18 protein-coding genes are annotated in these 21,098 nt (G+C 72.3%); 5 read left to right on the top strand and 13 right to left on the bottom strand.

Features of this window, described 5'->3' with window-relative positions:
- Window positions 1-16: 16 nt before the first annotated feature.
- The 6 genes from pheA to ACTWPP_RS07515 form a co-directional block, all read right to left on the bottom strand.
- Window positions 17-955, bottom strand: a complete 939-nt coding sequence (gene pheA, locus ACTWPP_RS07540; RefSeq protein ID WP_443103349.1) for a prephenate dehydratase — start codon at window positions 953-955, stop codon at window positions 17-19.
- Between the two features lie 137 nt (window positions 956-1,092).
- Window positions 1,093-1,551, bottom strand: coding sequence for a DUF4446 family protein (locus ACTWPP_RS07535; RefSeq protein WP_443103431.1), 459 nt, complete (start codon window positions 1,549-1,551; stop codon window positions 1,093-1,095).
- Window positions 1,551-2,894, bottom strand: coding sequence for a glycosyltransferase 87 family protein (locus ACTWPP_RS07530; RefSeq protein WP_443103348.1), 1,344 nt, complete (start codon window positions 2,892-2,894; stop codon window positions 1,551-1,553). Before ACTWPP_RS07530 ends, ACTWPP_RS07535 begins: the two co-directional genes overlap by 1 nt.
- A 2,191-nt stretch (window positions 2,895-5,085) precedes the next feature.
- Window positions 5,086-6,624 (bottom strand): polyprenol phosphomannose-dependent alpha 1,6 mannosyltransferase MptB, encoded by a 1,539-nt coding sequence (gene mptB / locus ACTWPP_RS07525; protein WP_443103347.1) that lies wholly within the window; start codon window positions 6,622-6,624, stop codon window positions 5,086-5,088.
- On the bottom strand, window positions 6,621-7,352 hold the full coding sequence (locus ACTWPP_RS07520) for a glycosyltransferase family 2 protein (RefSeq protein WP_443103346.1): 732 nt from the start codon (window positions 7,350-7,352) through the stop codon (window positions 6,621-6,623). The genes mptB and ACTWPP_RS07520 overlap by 4 nt, the downstream gene beginning before the upstream one ends.
- Window positions 7,353-7,544: 192 nt before the next feature.
- Entirely contained in the window at window positions 7,545-7,880 is a 336-nt protein-coding gene (locus ACTWPP_RS07515; RefSeq protein ID WP_443103345.1) for an STAS domain-containing protein, read from the bottom strand.
- Between the two features lie 208 nt (window positions 7,881-8,088).
- Between ACTWPP_RS07515 and ACTWPP_RS07510 the strand changes: the two genes are divergently transcribed.
- On the top strand, window positions 8,089-8,466 hold the full coding sequence (locus ACTWPP_RS07510) for a hypothetical protein (protein WP_443103344.1): 378 nt from the start codon (window positions 8,089-8,091) through the stop codon (window positions 8,464-8,466).
- A 32-nt stretch (window positions 8,467-8,498) separates the two neighbouring features.
- Here ACTWPP_RS07510 and ACTWPP_RS07505 read toward each other — a convergent pair whose 3' ends face one another.
- The 3 genes from ACTWPP_RS07505 to ACTWPP_RS07495 all read right to left on the bottom strand — a co-directional run bounded on the left by ACTWPP_RS07505 (window position 8,499) and on the right by ACTWPP_RS07495 (window position 12,311).
- Window positions 8,499-10,325 (bottom strand): asparagine synthase-related protein, encoded by a 1,827-nt coding sequence (locus ACTWPP_RS07505; protein ID WP_443103343.1) that lies wholly within the window; start codon window positions 10,323-10,325, stop codon window positions 8,499-8,501.
- A gap of 130 nt (window positions 10,326-10,455) precedes the next feature.
- Entirely contained in the window at window positions 10,456-11,571 is a 1,116-nt protein-coding gene (locus tag ACTWPP_RS07500) for a sensor histidine kinase (protein WP_443103342.1), read from the bottom strand.
- On the bottom strand, window positions 11,568-12,311 hold the full coding sequence (locus ACTWPP_RS07495) for a response regulator (protein WP_443103341.1): 744 nt from the start codon (window positions 12,309-12,311) through the stop codon (window positions 11,568-11,570). Before ACTWPP_RS07495 ends, ACTWPP_RS07500 begins: the two co-directional genes overlap by 4 nt.
- 119 nt (window positions 12,312-12,430) lie before the next feature.
- Here ACTWPP_RS07495 and ACTWPP_RS07490 point away from each other — a divergent pair, with 119 nt between their 5' ends.
- The 3 genes from ACTWPP_RS07490 (at window position 12,431) to ACTWPP_RS07480 (ending at window position 14,984) form a co-directional block, all read left to right on the top strand.
- Window positions 12,431-13,108: a hypothetical protein gene (locus ACTWPP_RS07490; RefSeq protein WP_443103340.1), complete on the top strand. Its 678-nt coding sequence runs from the start codon at window positions 12,431-12,433 to the stop codon at window positions 13,106-13,108.
- A gap of 61 nt (window positions 13,109-13,169) precedes the next feature.
- Window positions 13,170-13,340: a hypothetical protein gene (locus ACTWPP_RS07485; protein ID WP_443103339.1), complete on the top strand. Its 171-nt coding sequence runs from the start codon at window positions 13,170-13,172 to the stop codon at window positions 13,338-13,340.
- An 87-nt stretch (window positions 13,341-13,427) separates the two neighbouring features.
- Window positions 13,428-14,984, top strand: coding sequence for a long-chain-fatty-acid--CoA ligase (locus tag ACTWPP_RS07480; protein WP_443103337.1), 1,557 nt, complete (start codon window positions 13,428-13,430; stop codon window positions 14,982-14,984).
- A gap of 237 nt (window positions 14,985-15,221) precedes the next feature.
- Here the strand turns inward: ACTWPP_RS07480 and ACTWPP_RS07475 are convergent, their stop codons facing one another.
- The 3 genes from ACTWPP_RS07475 to ACTWPP_RS07465 form a co-directional block, all read right to left on the bottom strand.
- Window positions 15,222-16,106: an endonuclease/exonuclease/phosphatase family protein gene (locus ACTWPP_RS07475; RefSeq protein WP_443103336.1), complete on the bottom strand. Its 885-nt coding sequence runs from the start codon at window positions 16,104-16,106 to the stop codon at window positions 15,222-15,224.
- A gap of 196 nt (window positions 16,107-16,302) precedes the next feature.
- Complete coding sequence (tuf, locus tag ACTWPP_RS07470) at window positions 16,303-17,487, bottom strand: elongation factor Tu (RefSeq protein ID WP_443103335.1); 1,185 nt, start codon at window positions 17,485-17,487, stop codon at window positions 16,303-16,305.
- A gap of 232 nt (window positions 17,488-17,719) precedes the next feature.
- Window positions 17,720-19,048 (bottom strand): MFS transporter, encoded by a 1,329-nt coding sequence (locus tag ACTWPP_RS07465; protein WP_443103334.1) that lies wholly within the window; start codon window positions 19,046-19,048, stop codon window positions 17,720-17,722.
- A gap of 69 nt (window positions 19,049-19,117) precedes the next feature.
- On the opposite strand from ACTWPP_RS07465, the gene ACTWPP_RS07460 reads away from it, so the two are divergent.
- Entirely contained in the window at window positions 19,118-20,326 is a 1,209-nt protein-coding gene (locus ACTWPP_RS07460; protein ID WP_443103333.1) for an arginine deiminase, read from the top strand.
- A 24-nt stretch (window positions 20,327-20,350) separates the two neighbouring features.
- On the opposite strand, the gene ACTWPP_RS07455 is transcribed toward ACTWPP_RS07460, so the two are convergent.
- The gene (locus ACTWPP_RS07455; RefSeq protein WP_443103332.1) at window positions 20,351-20,890 is read right to left on the bottom strand and encodes an ATP-binding protein; all 540 of its coding nucleotides are present in this window, start codon (window positions 20,888-20,890) and stop codon (window positions 20,351-20,353) included.
- Between the last annotated feature and the right edge of the window lie 208 nt (window positions 20,891-21,098).

Genomic DNA, 21,098 nt, shown 5'->3' with positions numbered 1-21,098 from the left:
CGATTTCCGGGTGGGCTCAGACCTGGCCCGTGCGGATGTCCTCCACCCAGGCGGCGGCTTCGGCGAAGGCGTCGTCATGGGTGCCGCGGCGGATCTCGGGGCGGATCTGGTCGGCGCGGGGGTAGGAGCCGACGAAGCGGAGGTCGGAGCAGACGCGGCGCAGGCCCATCAGGGCCTCACCGACGCGGGCGTCCGCGACGTGGCCCTCGAAGTCCATCCAGAACAGGTAGGAGCCGAGACCGGCCCCGGTGGGGCGCGACTGGATCAGGGTGAGGTTGATGCCGCGGACGGAGAACTCGGTGAGGATCTCCAGCAGTGCGCCCGGGTGGTCCTCGCCGATGAACGCGACGACGGTCGTCTTGTCCATGCCGGTCGGGACGGGCGGCGTGCACGGACGGTGCAGGACGACGAAGCGGGTGACGGCGTCGGCGACGTCGTGGATGTCCTCGGCGAGGACGGACAGGCCGTAGCGGGACGCGGCGAACGAGCCGGCGAGGGCGGCGTCGTAGTGGCCGTCGGCGACGTGCTGGGCGGCCTCGGCGTTGGACGTCGCGGCGCGCCATTCGGCGTCCGGGACGTTCTCCAGCAGCCAGCGGCGGCACTGCGGCTGCGCGATCGGGTGGGACGCGACGGTCTTGATGTCGGCCATCGCGGTACCGGGGCGGACGAGCAGCGCGAACGAGACCGGCAGGTGGATCTCGCCGACGATCTGGAGGGGCTCACCGGTGGCCAGTTCGTCCAGCGTGGTCGGCACGGAACCCTCGACGGAGTTCTCCAAGGCCACGACGGCCGTGTCGGCCTCCCCGCGGCGCAGGGCCTCCAGCGCGGCCGGGACCGTCGAGTACGGGACGTGCTCGGCCGCGGCGGCGTCCGGGAGGGTCAGCAACGCGGCCTCGGTGAACGTGCCCCGCGGCCCCAGGTAGGCGTAGCGCGCTGGCCTGCGGTCTGCGGTCACGGAGTCCCCCGGTGCGTGTGTCACTGGTGCGTGTGTCGCCGGTGAGCGGGATGCGCCTCGGCGCGATCAGAGGTGAGAAGGCCGAGTTTACCGCCCGGCCGGTAGGGACCGGCCGCGCGGGTCAAGCGCGGGGCGCTTCAGGCGCGCGCGGTGGGGGTGCGGTCGCCGTTGCCGAAGTCGGCCAGCGGATCGTCCATCGACACGACGGGGCCTTTGCCGAGCTTGGCCGCGCGCAGGGCCTGGCTCTCCTCGGGGGAGAGCATCTCGACGGGATGCCCGCCCTGGACGGCCTTGGCGTAGGTCCGCGTCTCGGTCCGTCCGTTGATGGAGCTGACCACGACCCCGTCCCCGACCGCGTTGATCAGGGCGAGCGAGAAGGACCGGTGTCCCGACATCTCCTTGAGGGCGTCGTAGTGGACGATGGCGAGGTCGCGCATGGCGCGCTCGTCCACCGATCCACTGGCCACCTGGAGCTGGCGCCTGAGCATTTCCCCACACTCGTCGACGACCTGGTTCACCCGGTTGTGGGCGACCACCGCGATGGAGAGGCCCGCAACCCCCGCGACCAGGCCGGCGACGGCCACCGCGACAAGCATCACGGGCTGAGCGTACCCACCCTGACCTCGCGTCGCGAAGAATCCTCGTGATCAACTTCTGGTCGGGGCCGTCCGACGAGCCAGGTTCCGAGCGCGAGGATCGAGACGAGGGCGGCGATGCCGAACGAGTCGCGGAGGAATTGGCCCACGAAAACCGAGACCACGGAGTGTTCCGGGCCGATCATGGCCCGCGCCCACCACGGGATCGGGAACAGGAACAGCAGCCACAGCACGAACGCGAAAAGACATCTTCGCGTGTCGCGGCCATCACCGGCCAAAGCCGCAAAAACAACGATCATCCACACAAGATGGTGGATCCAGCCCACAGGGGACAGTACGACGGAGAGCAGCCCGACGATCGCGACGGACGCGAGGAGCAGGCTCGCGGAATCGGCCCCAGCCCGGAGATCGGCGGCCAGGGACGTGCGGCGGGCCCACAGGAAGCCGTAGTACGCGACGATCAGCGCGAGGGCGAGCCAGACGAGCGTGCGGGCGGGTCCCTCGTCCAGGATCCGCGCGACGATCCCGTGGACCGCCTGGTTCGTGGTGCCGTCGACCGCGCCCGTCCGGTCGCCGCCCTGCAGCAGCACGCGGAACCAGTAGTCGGACGAGTCGGACGGCAGCAGCGCGAACCCGCCGAGGGTCGCCGCCGCGGCGGTGAGCAGCGCGTTGCCCAGCGCGTCCCGCCGCCCGGTGATCAGGAACCAGATGAGGAAGACGCCCGGCACCAGCTTGATCGCGACGGCGAGGCCGACGAGCATCCCGCGCGGCCAGCGGGCCGTGCGGGCACAGCAGTCGGCCAGGCACATGGCGAGGAGGAACAGCCCGACCTGGCCGAAGCGGAACTGGTCCCGGACGGGTTCCAGCCACGTCATCGCGGCGACCAGGACGCCCGCGGCGAGCGGAGCCCAGCGTCCGAACCGGTGGATGAGGTCGCGGAACGCGTAGCAGACCGTGACCACCAGCGCGGCGTAGATGAGGCCCGTCCACACCAGCTGGGCGGCGCGCCAGGGGAGAAGGGTGAACGGGACGGCCAGGACGGCGGCGAACGGCGGATACGTGAACGGGAGGAACTGCGGCGGCTGCGTGAGCACCTCGTACAGCGGCGCACCGCGCAGGATGGCGCGTCCGCCGTCCCGGTACACCTCCAGGTCGACGAGCCTCTGGTCGGGCGGGTTTCCGAGCCACCGGGTGACGACCGGCGTCACGGCGGCCACGGCGACGGCGACGCCCGCGATGAGGATCAGCAGATCGGCCCGCGCCCACCGCCGCCCGGCGGGGCCGTGCCGGGCTTCGGCCCCGTCACGGGCTCCGCTGACAACCTGCGCTTTGGGACCGTCCACAGCCCGCAGGATATGGCCCCTCCGGAACGGTATGGCTCTTGTAACCTGAGCGCCATGACTTCGCGGGGAGCAAAGATCGCCATGTTCCTCGCGACCCTCGTCGCAGCGCTGATGGGGTTTTCCGGGCTGTCCCCGGCCCACGGCGAGACCGCGTCCGCTCAGGCGGTGGCCCCGCAGGGCGCGTCGGCCATCAACGGCCGGGTCGTGATCATCGGGGTTCCGGGGCTGCTGTGGAGCGACGTCGACCGGGAGAACACGCCCGCGCTGTGGGACCTGACCGCGCAGGGCTCCGCCGCGAGCCTGTCCGTCCGCACGACACGGGTCAACACGTGCCCGACGGACGCCTGGCTGACGCTGTCGGCCGGTCAGCGGTCCCGGCTGCCGCACGGTGACTGCGCGCTCCCGGCCGCCCCGATCCTGTCCGGGCAGGACTCCCCCACGGGCCCGCCGCCCGAGGGCGGCGCCATCGCCCCCGGCTGGCCGGCGATCAAGAGCGACAACGCCGACACCAACTACCACGCCCAGATCGGCCTGCTCGGTGACGCGGTGAAGGCGGCGGGCGGCTGCACGACGGCGGTCGGGCCCGGCGCGGTGTTCGGGGCCGGCAACGGCGGCGGGCGGGTCGACCACTACGTCCCGTCCCCCGACAAGGCGACCGCCGCCGACTGGGCGCGCTGCCCCCTCACCGCCGTCGACGTCGACGAACTGTTCCGCGCCTACATCGACGCGGGGGTCGACCCGGACGGCGAGCAGATTCCGCTGTCGGACCGCGTGCGCGCCGCCGCCGCGGCCGCCGCGGACCATCGGGTCGCGCAGGTCGTGAACCGCATCCCCGCAGGGACGACGGTGCTGCTGGCCGGGCTGTCCGACGTCGGGATCGACCCGCACCTGCGCGTCGCCATCGCCAAGGGCGAAGCCGGCGAGGACCTGACCTACGGCCCCGGGTACATGACGTCCACCGCCACCCGGCAGGACGGCCTGGTCACGCTCACCGACCTCACCGCGACGACGATGAAGGTCCTCGGGCTGCCGCAGCCGAAGCAGGCCGTCGGGTCGGTGTGGCAGCCGCAGCCGTCGGATGACACCAGCACGACCGAACGCGTGGAGTCGCTTGAGGACTCCGACGTCGCGGCACAGGGCATCCGGACGGTCCAGACGTCGTTCTACTGGGTGCTGTTCGCGACGCAGCTCGTCCTGTACGGGATCGCGGCGCTCGTGCTGCGGCGGCTCGGCGGCGACCGCGGGTCACGGGCGCGGATACTCGGCGGCACCCGCGTGATAGCGCTGCTCGGGGGAGCGGCGCCGGGCGCGTCGTTCCTCGCCGGGCTGCTGCCGTGGTGGCGGGCCGCGCATCCGACCCCCGTGCTGATCTGTACCGTGCTCGGCTTCGCCGGGCTGCTGACCGGCCTGGCGCTCGCCGGCCCGTGGCGCCGGTCCTCGTTCGCGCCCGGCCTGGTGATCACCGGGATCACCGCCGGCGTCCTCGCGCTGGACGTCATGACCGGGTCGAACCTCCAGCTCAACACGCTGATGGGGTACACCGCGCTCGTCGCCGGACGCTTCTACGGGTTCGGCAACCAGGCGTTCTCGCTGTTCGCCGTCGCCTCGATCCTGACGGCGGCGTGGCTGGCGGAGTACCCGCTGCGCGCCGGACGCAAGAGGCTCGCGCTCGGGATCGTCGTGGTGATCGGGGCGTTCGCCGTCGCGGTCGACGGGCTCCCGGCGTGGGGCAGCGACTTCGGCGGCGTGCTGGCGATGGTGCCGGCGTTCGCGATGCTCGGCCTCATGGTGACGGGGCGGCGCGTCTCGGCGCTCAAGCTCGCGTCGTTCGGCCTGGCCGGCGTGGCGCTGGTGCTGTTCATCTCCTACCTGAACTCGAGGGCCACCAACCCGACGCACCTCGGCCGGTTCTGGCAGGACCTCATGGACGGCGAGGCCTGGGGCATCGTCACCCGCAAGTTCGACGCCATGGTGAACAGCCTCGGGTACTGGCCGTACACGCTCGCGGTCGCGGCGGCGGTGGTGTTCCTGTTCTTCGTGCTGGCGCGCCCGACGCGGTGGCGGGTGTCGCTGCTGCAGCGCGCCTACGAGCACAGCCTGACGATGCGCCCCGGGCTGATCTGCGCGTTGTCGGTCGGCGTCGTCGGCATGCTGGTGAACGACTCGGGCGTGGTGATCCTGTCGGTCGCGTTCAGCCTGTCGACTCCGCTGATGCTCGCCGCGGGCGTCCGGTCGCTGGAGATCGACCTGAGAAACGCAGACTCTGCACCACCAGAATCGTCAGAACCGCGACAAGGGTCCACGGAATCACCGTCGGCCGAACGACGGTGAACAGCCACGACAGGTCGTCCGGCAGCATGATCCGCGCGGGGGCGCGGGCCGGGAGGTAGGCGAGGCTGAGCGCAGCGGTGTGGGCGAGCAGGATCCAGTCGACGCGCGTCCAGGGGAGCAGGGCCAGCAGCGCCCAGCCGAACCCGTCGTACCAGGGCAGCGCGTAGGGGGCTGCGAGGAGCCAGGCGAGGACGAACGCCGCCGCGATACGGCGGTTCTCCCCGTCCGGCGCGACCGCGTCTTCGGGCGGCGCGTCCTTGGGCAGCGGGTCCTTCGGCAGCGTGCGGGCGAGCAGGACGAACAGCACGAGCCCGAGTAGCAGCGCGCCCGCCTTGATGATGTCGCGCTGCGAGCCTCGCCCGAGCGACTCGTCCAGCAGATGCCAGGGGGTGGCGAACGAGACCATGTCGCTCGCGTCCCGGACCTGGTCGAGCGCGTGCGGCCCGGCGAGCAGGTAGGAGATCGCCGTGACGGCTCCGGCGCCGCCGGCCAGCGCGGCCAGGTGGCAGGCCGGCCGCCATCCGCGCTGTGTCCACGTCTCGCGGAGCAGCGCCCAGGCGGGCCCGCCGGCGACGAGCGCGACGGGCAGCTTGACCGCCGTGCCGGCCCCGGCGAGGGCGCCCGCGGCGAGCGAGCGCAGCCAGCCGCCGCGGGCCCGTCGGCGTGCCCGGCCGCCGAGGACGGCGAGCGCCGCGACCATCGGCGCGATCGCGAGGACGTCGTTGTGCGCGCCGGAGATCAGATGGAACAGCACCAGCGGATTGCACGTCCAAAGCAGCGTCGTGCGGAGCCGCCGCTCCTCGCTCCCGGCCGTCCGGTACAGGATCAGCGCCGTCACCGCGAACGCGAGCACGTTGAACACCGACAGGACGAACACGGTCAGCCGCACTGACCCGCCGCCGATCCACGCGGCGAGCGCCTGCTCCCCCGTGGCGATCGGCCCGTACACCGACGGTGTCGTGCGCCATTCCTCCGGCGCCCCCGCGACGGGGTCCTGCGGCAGGTCGGCGGCGCTGGTGGCGTACGGGTCATGGCCCGTCGCCGCCATCCGCCCGTAGGAGGCGTAGTTCAGATGGTCGGTCGACCCGACCGGCGGCATCATCATGAACGCGACCGCCGCCAGCAGCCCCGCCATCAGCAGCGGCAGCGCCCGGACGCGCCAGCCCTTCCGGACGGCGGCGAAGCACAGCCCGAGCCCCACGGCGCCCGCGACGACGCCCACGACGACGAGCCCGATCACCAGGTACGGCGACGGGTGGGCGGTCAGCGAGTAGGGCGGCTCACCCGGTGCGCCCTCCAGTTCGGGCTGGAAGACGGACGGGCCCAGCAGCGCGGTGACGAGGAAGCACGCGACGGCGGCTCCGATGCCGCACAGCCCGCCCGTCCCGAGACGGGTCACCGGCGGCTGCCGCGCAGGCGGTCCACGCGGCGGGCCACGACCGGTTCGCGCACGGCGAGGGCTCTGGCCACGTCCCGGAACTGCCGGGCGCGGTGCAGCTGGGCGTGCCAGTCCGTCCCGGTGGCGCGGTGCGCGAGCGGGACCTCCACCTCTTTCACCCGGAACCCCTTGCGGAGGAGGTCGATGGTGAGCGCGGTCTCCACGCCGAACCCGGCGGCCAGCGGCAGCGCGGCGTCGAACGCGGCGCGGGTCAGGCAGCGCTGCCCGTTGAGGGGGGCGGTGGCCTCCCATCCGGTGGCGCGGCGGATCCCTTCGCGGGACAGCCGGACGACGAACCCGTGCCCGCCCAGCTTCACCGTCGTGGTGAACACCGCGATCGTCATGTCGGCGTCACCGGCCCGCACGGGCTCGGTGAGCGGCGCGGCCTCCCGGGCGGTCTCGGCGAGGTCGGCGTCCAGGAACAGCAGGTGGCGCGGCTGGTCGCGACCGTCGTCCAGCAGCCGGACGGCCTCGGCGCCGCTCTCCATCGCGGCGCCCTTGCCCCGGTTGCGGCTGTGCCGGACGACCCGGGCCCCGGCGTCGCGGGCGACCCGCCCGGTGCCGTCGGACGAGCCGTCGTCGACCACCACGACCAGGTCGGCGCCGGGAAGTTCCTGGGCGGCCTTGACGGTGGCCGCGATGCGGTCGGCTTCGTCCTTGGCCGGGATGATCACCGCTACGTCCTGCATAACCGCGATCGTAGTCGGGGACGGGCGCGCGGCGGGGAATGCCGGAGGGAACACCCCGACGCGTTACCCGCGTGACGAGCGCCGTTCACCCCGCCACGGCGGAGGGAGGGACGGCACGCCGAAGCGGCGACCCCCAGGGTTTCACCCCCGGTGGGCCGCCGGTCGAACGGGCCGGCCGGACGGTCGGACGGTTCAGCCCGCGTCCATGGCCGGTGCCGCGTCGCTCACGGTGAAGACGGTGTCGAGCCCGGTGACCTGCAGGATCCGCTTCACGGCCGGGCGGGGGGCGGCGAGTTCCAGCGAACCGCCCTGCTCCTTGAGCCGCTTCATGGCCGCAAGGAGCACGTTCATGCCGGTCGAGTCGCAGAACTCGACACCGCTCAGATCGACCACGATGCGGGTGACCTGGTCGCGCAGGAGACCCGCGAGGGCCGCCTGCAACCTGGGCGCGGTGTACAGGTCGAGCTCACCGATCGCCGTGACGACGGCGTGACCCTCCTGAGACGCGGTCGAGACGTTTAGCTCCACGTCCGGCACACTATCTCGGGAACGGCCCGCGGGCCAGACAGTTCGCCAAGTCCCCTGTGGGACGGGCGTGTCGCCACGCGGGCAGTCCGTACGCTTTGAGAACTACGCACCGTAATGTCATGATTTCACCGTTGGTGATGTTCGCGGCCGGTCCGGCGTTCTCCCGGTTCCCGCCTCGCGGGCACCCCGAGTAGGAGAGGCTGAGCAGGTGCAACAGCGGCATGGACACAAGGCCGACCCTAGAGAGACTCGGCTGCGGGAACGCCTGGAGACGATCCGCACCCGCTCCGCAAAGTCCAGTTCGTGGCGGACGTCCACCCAATACCTGTCACGCCTCGTGAACGCGAGCGGCTTCATCCCAGTCAAGGCGCGCCTGTCCCGCGAAGACCTCGCCTTCCTCGCGGGCGCCCGCGAGGAAGTCATCACGTTCGCCGAACTGGGTGTGCGCCTCCTCGACCTGCACCGCCCCCAGGAGGCCGGCGGCATCACCAGCGACCCCGGCAGCCCCATCCGCCGCTGCCGCGCCTGCATGTCGCGCTGGCCCTGCCCGACCTTCCGCGCGATCGACGAGACCCTCAACATCTGATCGACCGGAAACCCGGTCGACCCGGAATCCGGTCAACCCGGAATCGGTATCTCCACCGGCGGGAGCTTCGGGGCCGGTTCACGCCACGCCCCCGACAGCAGCACGCTGAGCGTGTACGCGTGCCAGATCTGCTTCGACCACCGGCGGCCGGACATGTCGCGCAGCACCTCGTCCATCGCCCGCCGGTCCACGAGCCCGAACAGCTCCCGCGGCCCGTCCATGATCTGCTCGGCCAGCAGCCGGCGGAACTCCTCGCCGTGCGACAGCCGCCAGTTGAACGACGCCGTCCGCCCCCGCGGGACGAGCGGCGCACGCGCCCGCCACGCCCGGCGGCCCACGAACCGCGGACGCCGCTCCCGGTCGAACCTCCAGCGCTTCCCCTCCGGCGGGATCCGCGCCAGCTCCGGGGCCAGCTCCCCCAGCAGGAGGAAGAACGGCTCCTCGCTTCGCCGCCACGACGGCGCCAGCGCGAGCACGTCCCGGACCACCCTGTTGTCGAAGAACGGGTGGTAGTACGGCGAGTTCATGAGCGTCGCGCTGTGCGACCCGACGATCCAGCGTCCCGTCCGGTAGAACAGGTACAGCTTGTCCAGCGCGTCGAACCCGTCCCGCGCCGCCCGGTCGGCCCAGCGGGCGTGCTCGGCGGCGGCGAGCGCGTTCGCCTCCGGCGTCATGATCCGCTCCGCCGCCCGGAAGATCAGCCGGACCCGTCCGAGGAGCCCGTCGGCGCTGACATCGTCCTGGTCATAGAGGAACCCGCCGCGGAACGTCTCCCCGCCCGATCCCGACGTCCCGGGCACGAGGTCGTAGGGACGATAGGAGTTCACCCTCTCGTACGCCGAGTTCATCCCCTCGCACATGCGGACCAGGTGATGGGCGCGGGCCAGCGGATGCTGGACGGCGATCGTGTCGCGGGCGGGCTCGGGGACCGCCAGGTCCACCCGGTGCCCGATGCCGAGCGCCGCCGCAACCCGGCCGCCGAGGATCACGTCCGGGTCGTCGGCGAAACCGTGCGTGGACGCGCCGAACGGCACCCCCGCCGCCGACAGCGCCGCCGCCATCAGCCTGCTGTCCCGGCCGCCCGACAGCGACAGCGTCACCGCCTCGCGGTGCCTGGCCAGCGGCGCCGCCGACGCCACCAGCGACTCCGCCAGCGGACGCACCGCCGCCGCGCGGCCCGCCGCCTCCCGGGGCTCCGGGTCCGCCCTCGGCAGCGGCAGCCGCCGGATCACGGTCGGCTCGCCCGGCACGGCCTCCAGCACGGCGGCGGCCGACAGGGCCCGCACCCCGCGGAACGGAGTGTCGTCGCTGGTGAGGAAGCCGTGCCGGATGAGCGGGTGCAGCGCCTCCACCGCGATGTCGACGGGCGGCTCCGCCAGCCCCGTCTCCAGCGCCCGCGCCACCAGATGCACGAGCAGCGCACGGCTGCCGGCGATCCGGATCCCGCGCGTCTCGGTGTGGTAGACGGGGCAGACCCGGGCGATCGCCGTCGCGGCCATGACCCCGTCGTCACCGGCCCGGAAGACGGAGAAGACGCCGCCCAGGTCGGCGGTGACGTCCCCGAGGTCGTCCTTGGCGAGCAGGACGTCCTCGTCATGCTCCGGGTCGGTGAGGTAGCCGCAGTACCCGAGCACGCGGCCCGGCCTGCCGGTGAGGACGCTCGGGAGCAGCTCGTGCTCCGGCTCGTTCGACCAGCCGAGAAGCGCCGCACCCTCGCCCGGCACCGTCCAGGACTCCGACGACACGACATCGGCCGGGACGGGGAACGCCTCGCGGATCGCGCGGCGCGCGGCCTCGAACGGCAATGGCGAGAGCCGTTCCCGGCCCCGGCGGGCCGACAGGGCAAGGTAGACGCGCACGAGCACTCCTCACGCATGTGGGACGGGTCACACCCGTCCCCCTCACCCCGCGGAGCGACGCCAGGATGACGCCCGCGCGGCCGCCCGGTGAACATGCGCCGTCCAGATCACCCTCGGTGAGCGCGACGCTTCAGATCGTCAGCGGCAGGCGGACCTCGAAACGGCAGCCCGGACCGTCGTTGGCGACGCCGATCTCGCCCGCGTGGGCCTCCACGATGCCGCGGGCGATGGCGAGGCCGAGGCCCGCGCCGCCGCCCGGTGTCCGGGCCGCCTCACCGCGGAACGCGACGTCGAACACGCGCGGCAGATCGTCGTCGGGGATGCCGCCGCAGGCGTCCGCCACCGTCACCCGCGCCTCCCCGCCGCGGACCTCACCGATGATCTCGACCGCGCCGTCGCTCGGCGTGTGCCTGATCGCGTTGACGACGAGGTTGCGCAGCGCGCGGCCCAGCTCGCCCGTGTCCACCTGGACGGGCAGGCCCTCCCGGACGTCGCCGTGCAGCCGGACGCCCTTGGCGCGGGCGAGGGCCTCCGCTCCCGCGACGGCCTCGGCGACCAGATCGGCGAGTCCGACGCGCTGCCGGGACAGGCGCAGCGCCCCGGCATGGATGCGGGACAGCTCGAACAGGTCGTCCACCATCTCGGTGAGCCGCTCCACCTCGACGCGGATGCGCCCGTGGTAGCGCCGGACGGTGCCCTGGTCGGCGACGACCTCGTCCTCCAGCGCCTCGGCCATCGCCCGGAGGCCCGCCAGGGGGGTGCGCAGGTCGTGGCTCACCCAGGCGACCAGCTCGCGGCGGCTGGTCTCGAGGGCCTGCTCGCGTTCGTGGGACGCGGCCAGCCGCTCGTAGGCGGCCTCCAGCTCGCGTGACAGCTCGGCCAGCTCGGCCGGGAGATGCGCGGACGGCGGGCGGAAGCGGTCGGCGCGGACGGCCTCCACCAGTATCCGGTTCGCCGCGACCAGGCGCCGCCCGAGCAGGGCCGACACCGCCATCGCGACCAGCCCGGCGGATGTCACCACGGCGAGCACCACCGCGCGGTCATGATCGTTCAGCAGCATCATGAACGAGATCACGAGGATGCCGGAGACGGTCGCCAGCATGGTCGCCGCGCACACGATGATCATCTGGATGGCGATCGAGCGGTCGCGCAGCACGAACAGCAGCCCCAGCGCGACGGCCGCGACGACGGACGCGGCGAGCACCGCGTAGAAGACGACCCAGAGGAGGTCCTCGAACGGGATCATGATCGTCCGTCCCCCGCGCCGGCGGCGGCCTCCGGGTCGACGGGCTCGTACCGGTAGCCGACGCCCCAGACGGTGACGATGCGGCGCGGCGTGGTCGGATCGTCCTCGATCTTCTCCCGGAGCCGGCGGACGTGCACGGTCACCGTGGACGAGTCGCCGAACGTCCAGTCCCAGACGCGTTCGAGCAGCTCGTCGCGGGTGAACGCCTGCCGGGGATGGCGCAGCAGGAACGCCAGCAGGTCGAACTCGCGGGACGTGAGCGCCAGATGCTCACCGCGCAGCCCGGCCTCGTGCGCGCTGACGTCCACGACCAGGTCGCCGTCGCGGAGCGGACCGGACGGGCCGGTGGGCACCAGCGTGCCCCGCGCCCGGCGCAGCACCGACCGGACGCGCAGCGCCAGCTCACGCGGGCTGAACGGCTTGGTCACATAGTCGTCGGCGCCGGTCTCCAGCCCGACGAGCCGGTCGGTCTCCGTGCCGAGCGCCGTCAGCATCACGATCGGGACGGTCGAGGTCCGGCGGAGCCGCCGGCACACCTCCAGACCGTCCATGCCGGGGAGCATCAGGTCCAGGACGACGAGGTCGGGCGGATGGTCGAGGGCCTTGCGCAGGGCGGCCAGGCCGTCCGCGACGCACACCACCTCGTGCCCGTCGCGGGCCAGGTAACGGGCGACGACCTCGGCCACGGTCGGGTCGTCGTCGACCACCAGGACGCGGCCGGCATGGGACACGGAGTTCACAGGCCCCACGCTACGGCCAGCGCAACAAGACCACATCGTCCGTCATCACCCTGTAAGGAGTGTTCGCGTCCTCGGGCCATCACGTCGCGACAGGGGACGATCACCGCTTTAATGTCCGGATGGCTCAGACGCGCCCCGCCACCCCCGTCGCCGGCACCATCGCGCTCGTCCTCCTCGGCGGCGCGGTCGCCACGGCCGTCGGCGCGATCATGATGTTCGCCCGCCTCTACCAGACCGACCTGCTGGAAGCCGTCCGGCACTCGACCGGCTACTACGCGTTCGCGTGCGTCCTCGTCGGCTTCTTCACCGCGATCGGGCTCATGCTCACCCGCCCGCGCGGGCCGGTCGCGCCGATCGTCGCGGTGATCTCCGCGATCGTCGCCCTCTACGTGGGGAACCGGCTCGGCGTGATCACCTACGCGGTGACGCACGGCGGCGTCCCCGGCGGGGACTTCCTCGTCGACGTCATGAAGTACCACTTCGATGTGGAGGACCTGCTGGCGCCGCTGGTGGCGGGAATCATCGGGGGGCTGCGCGTCGCGATGGTCGCGGGGAGCCTCGCGCCGAGGCGGCCGTCCGGTCAGCCCTTCCCGCAGCCCGGCGGTCACGGCCGGCCCTATCCGCCCGCCCCCGGCCAGCAGATGCCCGGCCAGCAGATGCCCGGCCAGCAGATGCCGGGGCAGCCGCCGGTGCCGGGGCAGCCGATCCAGCCGCCGGCTCCGTCAGGGCAGCCCTACCCGCCGCCCGGACCCGGAGGCCCGCATCAGGGTGGGCCTCCGCCGAGCGGCGGGGCCTGATCCGCCCAGGGTCGTCCCCAAGGGTGATGACCTCGGCGAGACGAGCGCATACGGTGAGGACATGGGTAAGACAGTTCTGACCATCCTCGGTGTCGTCCTCGCGATATGGCTGGTGATGACCGTCATCGGGTCGATCATCTCGATGCTGAAGTTCTTCTTCTTCATCGGACTCATCGCCGTCGTGGTGGTACTTGCCGTAACCGCCGTCTCCAAGATGTCAAAAAGTAACTAGCCGAGTGGGCCGCACCTCTTGCCGGGGCATCGCCGGTGACCGCATGATGCCGGAATAACCAGGCGGTCATCGGCGAAGGGACATACCGTGCCAGGCCTTACCGAGGTGCTGCGCGAACGCGCAGGCTCGCATCCCGATCGTGTCGCGTTCATCGCGGGCGACACGGAGATCACCTACGGCGACTTCGACCGGCGCGTCGATCGGGTGGCCTCCGCGCTGGCCGCCGTCGGCATCGTGCCGGGCGACCGCGTCGCGGTGCTAGACAAGAACTCCCTGGAGTACGCCGAGCAGCTCTTCGGCGCGGCGCGGGTCGGCGCCGCCCAGGTGCCGGTGAACTACCGGCTGGCGCCTGACGAGGTCGCCTACATCGTCAACAACGCGCAGGCGAAGGTCTTCGTCGTCGGCCCCGAGTTCGTCCCCGTCCTCGACGCGATCGCCGAGAAGCTGGAGCACACCACCACCATGGTGGTCATCGGCGGCTCCGACCACCGGTACAAGGACTACGCCGCCTGGGTCGACGAAGCATCCGGGCCCCCGCCGGAGCACGAGCCGGACACCGCGGACGTGTTCGTCCAGCTGTACTCGTCGGGCACCACGGGCCTGCCCAAGGGCGTCATGCTGACGCACGACAACTTCCTCGCCGCGCTGACCGTGACCAACGACGTGTGGGACATCGACGAATCGTCCGTCCTGATGGTCGCGATGCCGATGTACCACGTGGCGGGCAACGTCCTCACCGTCTCCACCGTCTACAACGGCCTCGCCGGCGTCATCGCCCGGGAGCCGGACCCGACGCTCATCGCGCAGGGCATCGAGCGGCACCGCGTCACGCACATCTTCCTCGTCCCGGTGCTGCTGCAGTTCATGCCGCTGATCCCCGAGGTGACCGCGGCCGACATGTCCAGCGTCCAGCTCATGCTGTACGGCGCCTCGCCGATCAGCGAGGGCGTGCTGCGCGCCGCCATGGAGATGCTGCCGGACGCCGAGTTCATGCAGGTGTACGGGCTGACGGAGGTCACCGGCGCGATCACCATGCTGCCCGCCGAGGACCACGACCCCGACGGCCCGAACGCGCACCGGCTGCGCAGCGCCGGCCTGCCCAACGCGACGTGCAACCTCAAGATCGTCGACCCGGCGACGCAGGAGGAGATGCCGCCCGGCCAGGTCGGCGAGATCGTCTGCCAGACCCCGCAGAACATGAAGGGCTACTGGGGCCTGCCGGACGCGACCGCGACCGCGCTGTCGGAGGACAACTGGTTCCGCACCGGCGACGCCGGCTACCTCGACGAGGACGGCTACCTCTACATCCACGACCGCGTCAAGGACATGATCATCTCCGGGGGCGAGAACATCTACCCCGCCGAGGTGGAGAACGTCCTGATGAGCCATCCCGAGGTCACCGACTGCGCGGTCATCGGCGTCCCGTCCGAGCGGTGGGGCGAAACGCCCAAGGCCCTCGTGGTGCTGTCCTCGGACGTGCCCGAGCAGGACATCATCGACTACTGCCGGGAGCACCTGGCCCACTTCAAGTGCCCCAGCTCCGTGGAACGCCGCGACGAGATCCCCCGCAACCCCACCGGCAAGATCCTCAAGCGCGAGCTCCGCGCCCCCTACTGGCAGGGCGAAGACCGAGCCGTGCACTAACGCGATCGCCGCAACCCCGGCTCCGCTACGCGATCAAGTTCTCGCGGGCTCGAACCTGCCTTCGGACGCGATCGCGACGGCTGGGGCCGGGTGTCGGCTGAGGTCGCCGGTGTCCCTTCGCACGAGCCCTGAGAGCGCGCCGTGCGCCGGCCTTCAGGTCGGGCGAGGTGTCGCCGAACAACGGCGAATGTGTTGTTCGGCGACGCACTCGCGGTCAACGACCGACGCCTCCGGTGGTCAGCGGTAGCGGACCGCGGCGGAGAGAGGGCGGTGGTCGGAGGGCTTTACGCGGTCCATGGGGACGCTGCAGGACACGGCGGCCGACTTGGTGATGAAGAGGTAGTCGGTCTTCGCGACCGCGGCGCCCTGCCAGTTCTGGCGGGTCTTGGCGCCTGTGCGGGACGTGCCGGACTGGTCGCACTCGGAATAGACCTCGTAGAGCGGGTCGAGGGCCGGGCTGCCGGGGGTGTCGGCGAGGTCGCCGCCGACGAGGACGCGGCCGGTGCCGGCCAGGGCGACGAGGGCGCGGGCCTGCTTGCGGCGCCAGTCACCGTTCTCGGACGAGTTGAGCTGTGTGACGCATACCCGGGTCGCCCAGGACGGGACCTCGCCGCACAGGGCGACGTGGGCCCGGCCGGGAGGTGCGGGCAGCTTGTTCTCGCCGGTCTCGGTGAGGGGCGCGTCGGTGCCGATGGCGACGCCGAGGCGGCCCTGCCCTTGCGCGCAGTCCGGGCCCTCGGGCAGCGGTGTGAACGCCCAGCTCCACTTGCCCAGGGCCTTCTTGAAGTCGCGGACGTGGCCCTCGCAGACCTCCTGGAGGAGCACGGCGTTCGTGGTGACCTTGCGTCCGCCGACCTCGGTGGTGTTCATCCGCTGGACGATCTGCCCGGCGAGGTCGGCGGGGGCGGTGCCGAGCGGGCAGCCGGGCTCGGCGGCGCCGCAGACGTTCCAGGTCATCGCGTTGATCGTCACGGCGTCGGGGCGGGCGGCGGCTCCGTCGGCGTGGGCGGGGCCTCCGCCGCCCGGCAGGTCCTCGATGCCGGCACCGGTGGCGGCCGCGGTCACGACCGCGGCCGCCGCGCAGACCGAGAAGAGGGGGATCAGGGCGCGGGGGGATCGCACACGTTCTCCAGAGGGGGGCTGTCAGCGGGGATGATGGCGGAATCTCACCACATCAAGATCGCTTCCGCCAGTGATTCGCGACCAGTCGGGCATTCACGATTCGGCCACCTGGATGTGAAGATTTCCGCGACCAAGGCTAGAGGGCCCGGCGGGCGTTCCCGCCGGGCCCCGTCCCGCTGGTCGAGCGGCCGTCCCGTCAGTCGAGCAGCCCGGTGACCGTGCCGGCGCCGACCGTCCGGCCGCCCTCGCGGACGGCGAAGCCGAGGCCCTCGGTCATCGCGACCGGCTTGCCCAGCTCGACGGCCATCTCGACCGAGTCGCCCGGCAGCGCCATGCGGCCGTCGCCGCCGAGGTCGATGCCGCCGACCACGTCCGTGGTGCGGAAGTGGAACTGCGGCCGGTACCCGTGGAAGAACGGCCTGCTCCGCCCGCCCTCGTCGGCGGTCAGCACCCGGACCCGCGCCCGGAACCGCAGGTGCGGCCGGATCGCGCCCGGCGCGCCGACGACCTGACCGCGCCGGACCTGGTCCCGCTTGACGCCGCGCAGCAGCATCGCGGTGTTGTCACCGGCCTCGGCGTGGTCCATCGACTGGCCGAACGTCTCCAGCCCGGTCGCGACGGTGCCGAACGTCTCGCCGAGCCCGACGACCTCGACGGCGTCGCCGACGCGTATCGAGCCCTGCGCGACGACGCCGGTCACGACGGTGCCGCGACCGGTGATCGTGAGGACGCTCTCGACGGGCATGAGGAACGGCTCGTCCAGCACCCGCGGCGGCACCGGCACGTACGCGTCGATCGCGTCGAGCAGGTCGGTGATCCGGGCCGTCCAGTACGGGTCGCCCTCCAGCGCCCGCAGGCCCGACACCCGGACGACCGGGATCTCCTCGCCGGGGAACCCGTACTCCGACAGCAGCTCCCGCACCTCCAGCTCGACGAGGTCGAGCAGTTCGGTGTCCTCGACCATGTCGGCCTTGTTGAGGGCCACCACGATGTGCCGGACCCCGACCTGGCGGGCCAGGACGATGTGCTCGCGGGTCTGCGGCATCGCGCCGTCCTGCGCGGACACGACGAGCACCGCCCCGTCCACCTGCGCCGCACCGGTGATCATGTTCTTGATGAAGTCGGCGTGGCCCGGCATGTCGACATGGGCGTAGTGCCTGGTCGCGGTCGTGTACTGGACGTGCGCGACGTTGATGGTGATGCCGCGGTCGCGCTCCTCGGGGGCGCGGTCGATGCGCTCGAACGGCACGGCGGACGCCAGCCCGCGGTCGGCGAGCACCTTGGTGATCGCCGCGGTCAGGGTCGTCTTGCCGTGGTCGACGTGCCCCATCGTGCCGATGTTCAGGTGGGGCTTGTCGCGCTCGTAAAGCCGCTTGGCCATTGTCTCGTCCTCACTGGTGGATCCGGTGAGAACCCCTGCGCGTGCACACGCGCAGTGCTTGACCACCCCCCTCCGCTGGTTCTCCGGAGGTGGGACGGAGAGGGGTCAGCTTCGCGCGCCGTCGGTGACGACCGCGTTCGCCGCGACTGCCGGGAGGGCGGCCGGCACCGCGCCCGGCAGGCCGTGGCCTGCGAGCGTCCGGGTGCCGACCGCGAAGAACATGGTCCGAAGGTTACGAGCCGCGCTTGACCTGGTCGACAGGTTTTTCACGTGCGGGGACGCGCAGGAGCAGCAGCCCGGCGGCCGCGCCCGCGAACTGGAACCCGGCGATCGCGAGCACCAGCCCGACCGGCCCGATCGCCTCGGCGGACGCGGCGGTCAGCGCGGCGCCGACCGCGGACGCGCCGATCTTGAGGCTGCCCGCCGTCGTGTTGACCTGGCCGAGCCGATCCGGTGGCGCCTCCCGCTGGCGGAGCATCAGCGTGGCCGCGAACACGGGTCCTTCACAGATTCCGGCGACGACGGACGCCGCCATCGCCCACGGCAGGGACGGCGTCACCGCGAGGGCCGCGAGGGACGCCCCGAACCCGACGAGCCCTGCGATCATGACCGGTTCCCCGTGCTTGGGCGTCAGCCACCGGCTGGACGCGAGCGAACCGATGAGCGAGCCGATCGCCAGCGCCACGAGCATCTGCCCGCCCGCGCTGGGCGCGGCGCCGATGTGCTCGGCGAGCAGCACCGCCGTCACCGCGACACCGCCGAACCCCATCCACGCGAGCGTTGTGGCCACCGTCAGTGCCCGCAGCACCCGTCCCTCGACGAGGACGGTCAGCCCGCCCGTCATCATCGAGAACCATCCCGCGGCCCCGGACACCGCGCCTTCCCCCGCCGCCTCGACCGCGACGCCCGAACCCGCGCTCACATCCGAAGCCGGGCTCGCGTCCGGGGCCGGGCTCGGGCCGGGGGGCGTTCTCGATTCTCCGGACGGGGACGGGGACGGGCCGGGGAAGGGCAGCAGGGGGAGGGTCAGCAGGCCGAGGGCGCCGACGGCGACGATGGCGACCCCGGCGTACTGTCCGCCCGCCAGGGAGGCGAGCCCGGCGGCGAGGCCGGGGCCCGCGATCCCGGCGAGGTTGTAGCTGGACGCCTCCAGCCCGTACGCGCGGGACAGCCGCCCGGCGGGGACGAAGCGGGGCAGCAGGCTGGTCAGCGCCACCACGATCGGCTCGGTGCAGCCGATCACGGCGGCGACGAGGAGCGCGAGGACGAGCGGCGACCGTCCCGCCATCGCCAGCAGGACCACGGTCGCGACGGCGTATCCGGCGGCGAGGACGACCGCGACGCGGCGGGGACGGCCCACCCGGTCCAGCGCGTTCCCGATCACCGGGCCGCTCAGCACGTACGGGAGCGTCATCGCGGTCTGCAGGTATCCGGCGGTCGCGGCGTTGCCGGTGCGCGCCTGGACGGTCAGGACCAGCGCCGTCGCGACGCCCTCGGCGGACACCCGCAGCAGCGTCGCCGAGGTGAGGTGAAGCGGGAGCGCCGCCGTCCTGCCGACCACGACCGCATCCTGACACAGGGGGACGGTCCGGCCGATCCGCCCGTCGACGCCCCGCCTAGACTGCGGAGTGTGACGGCATCGAGGGCGGCGCACGAGCACCGGGTCACCAGTGAGGTCGGGCGGCTGCGGACCGTCCTGCTGCACCGTCCCGGCGCGGAGCTGAAGCGGCTCACGCCGCGCAACAGCGACAAGCTGCTGTTCGACGCGATCCCGTGGGTGGGCCGGGCGCAGGAGGAGCACGACGCGTTCGCCGAGGCGCTGCGGTCGCACGGCGTCGAGGTCCTGTACGTGACGGAGCTTCTGCAGGACGCGCTGGAGTACGAGGCGGCGCGGGAGCAGGCGATCGCGGACGCCATCGTCGACCTGCGCCTCGGGGACCAGCTCCGCCGCGTCGTCGAGGGCCACCTGCGCGATCTCGACCCGGAGAACCTGGCGCACACGCTGATCGCCGGGCTGGCGCACGAGGAGCTGAAGGCGGGGCACGGCCTGGTGTACCGGCTGATGGACCGGCTCGACTTCATCGTCGATCCGCTGCCCGGCCTGCTGTTCACCCGCGACAACAGCACCTGGATCGGCGACCGGGTGGCGGTGACGAGCCTGACCATGGAGGCCCGGCGGCGGGAGGCGGCGCTGACCGGCCTCGTCTACGCGCACCATCCCCGGTTCGCCGGGGCGGAGCCGGTGTACTCGCCGTCCCTCGAACATCTCGAGGGCGGGGACGTCCTGCTGCTGTGCCCGGGTGTGATCGCGGTCGGGACGGGCGAGCGGACGACGCCGGCGGGCGTCGAGCGGCTGGCCCGCCAGGTGATCGGGGCGGGGCTGGCGCACACCGTCCTGGCCGTCCCGATCGCGCAGGAGCGGGCGACCATGCACCTGGACACGGTGTGCACGATGGTCGACGTCGACACCGTCGTCATGTACCCGCCGATCGCGCATTCCCTGACGGCCTACACGGTCACGCTCGACGACGGGGGCCTGAGGGTCGCCGAGCCGCGCCCGTTCCTGGAGGCGGCGGCCGAGGCGATGGGTCTGGACCGGCTCAAGGTGATCGACACCGGCCTCGACCCGGTCACCGCGGAACGCGAGCAGTGGGACGACGGCAACAACACGCTCGCGGTCTCGCCGCGCCTGTGCGTCGCCTACGAACGCAACATCGAGACGAACGCGCAGCTTGAGGCGGCGGGCATCGAGGTCATCCGGATCAGCGGCAGCGAACTGGGGACCGGCCGCGGCGGCCCGCGCTGCATGTCCTGCCCGATCCTCCGCGACGACATCTGAGGCGCGGCCGCCGGGGAATCCCGGCTAGGCGGGGTAGGCGCTGCTCTGGGCCGATCTGGTGCCGTTGCGGGCTTCGTCGCCTGGTTCGTCCGTGAGATCCGGGAAGTCGGACAGGTCGGGCATGACGGCCTGGGCGCCGGCCGGGGCGGCCACCCCGCCGTCGCCGGACGCCTTGGGGGCCCGCAGGACGGCCCACACCGTGGTGGCGCCCTCCTCGTGGCGCACGCCCCACCCTTCGGACAGGGCCTCGACGATGCCGAGCCCGCGTCCGCCGAGCGAGGACAGCGTGCCCGGGCCGCGGCGCGGCTCGGTCATGGCGCCGCCGTCGCTCACCTCCACTTCGAGGAGGTCTCCGCGGCGCAGCCAGCAGACCCTCACCTGTCCGGACGGCAGGGGCCGCGCGTGCCGGAGGGCGTTGCTGATGAGTTCGCTGACGATGACGGCCGCGTCGTCCACGATGGTCTCGTAGACGCCGGAGTCGACCAGCTCCGAGCTGAGGCGCTTACGGGCGACCGCGACGCTGGACGGTGCGTGTGGCAGCAGTACGACGCTCGACGCCCTCACCTCCCCGTGGTTCCGTTCACCCGGACGATTCCCGTCATCGCGCTTCCGGTACGACCGAAATGCCCTGATGGCCATGGCCGGAAACGCGAACGATTCAGTCTGCCACCTGCACAACGAGTCACCGCCCATCCGGTCACGGTGATCACCCCCGGATCGGAATCCCGTCACCAACGGCAACCATCAAAGGATCTATCCAGCCAACGGCGGA

Origin of the sequence: Actinomadura sp. 3N407, from assembly GCF_052245875.1 — a bacterium.
Lineage (GTDB): Bacteria > Actinomycetota > Actinomycetes > Streptosporangiales > Streptosporangiaceae > Spirillospora.
This window is presented reverse-complemented; position numbering and strand designations above follow the sequence as displayed.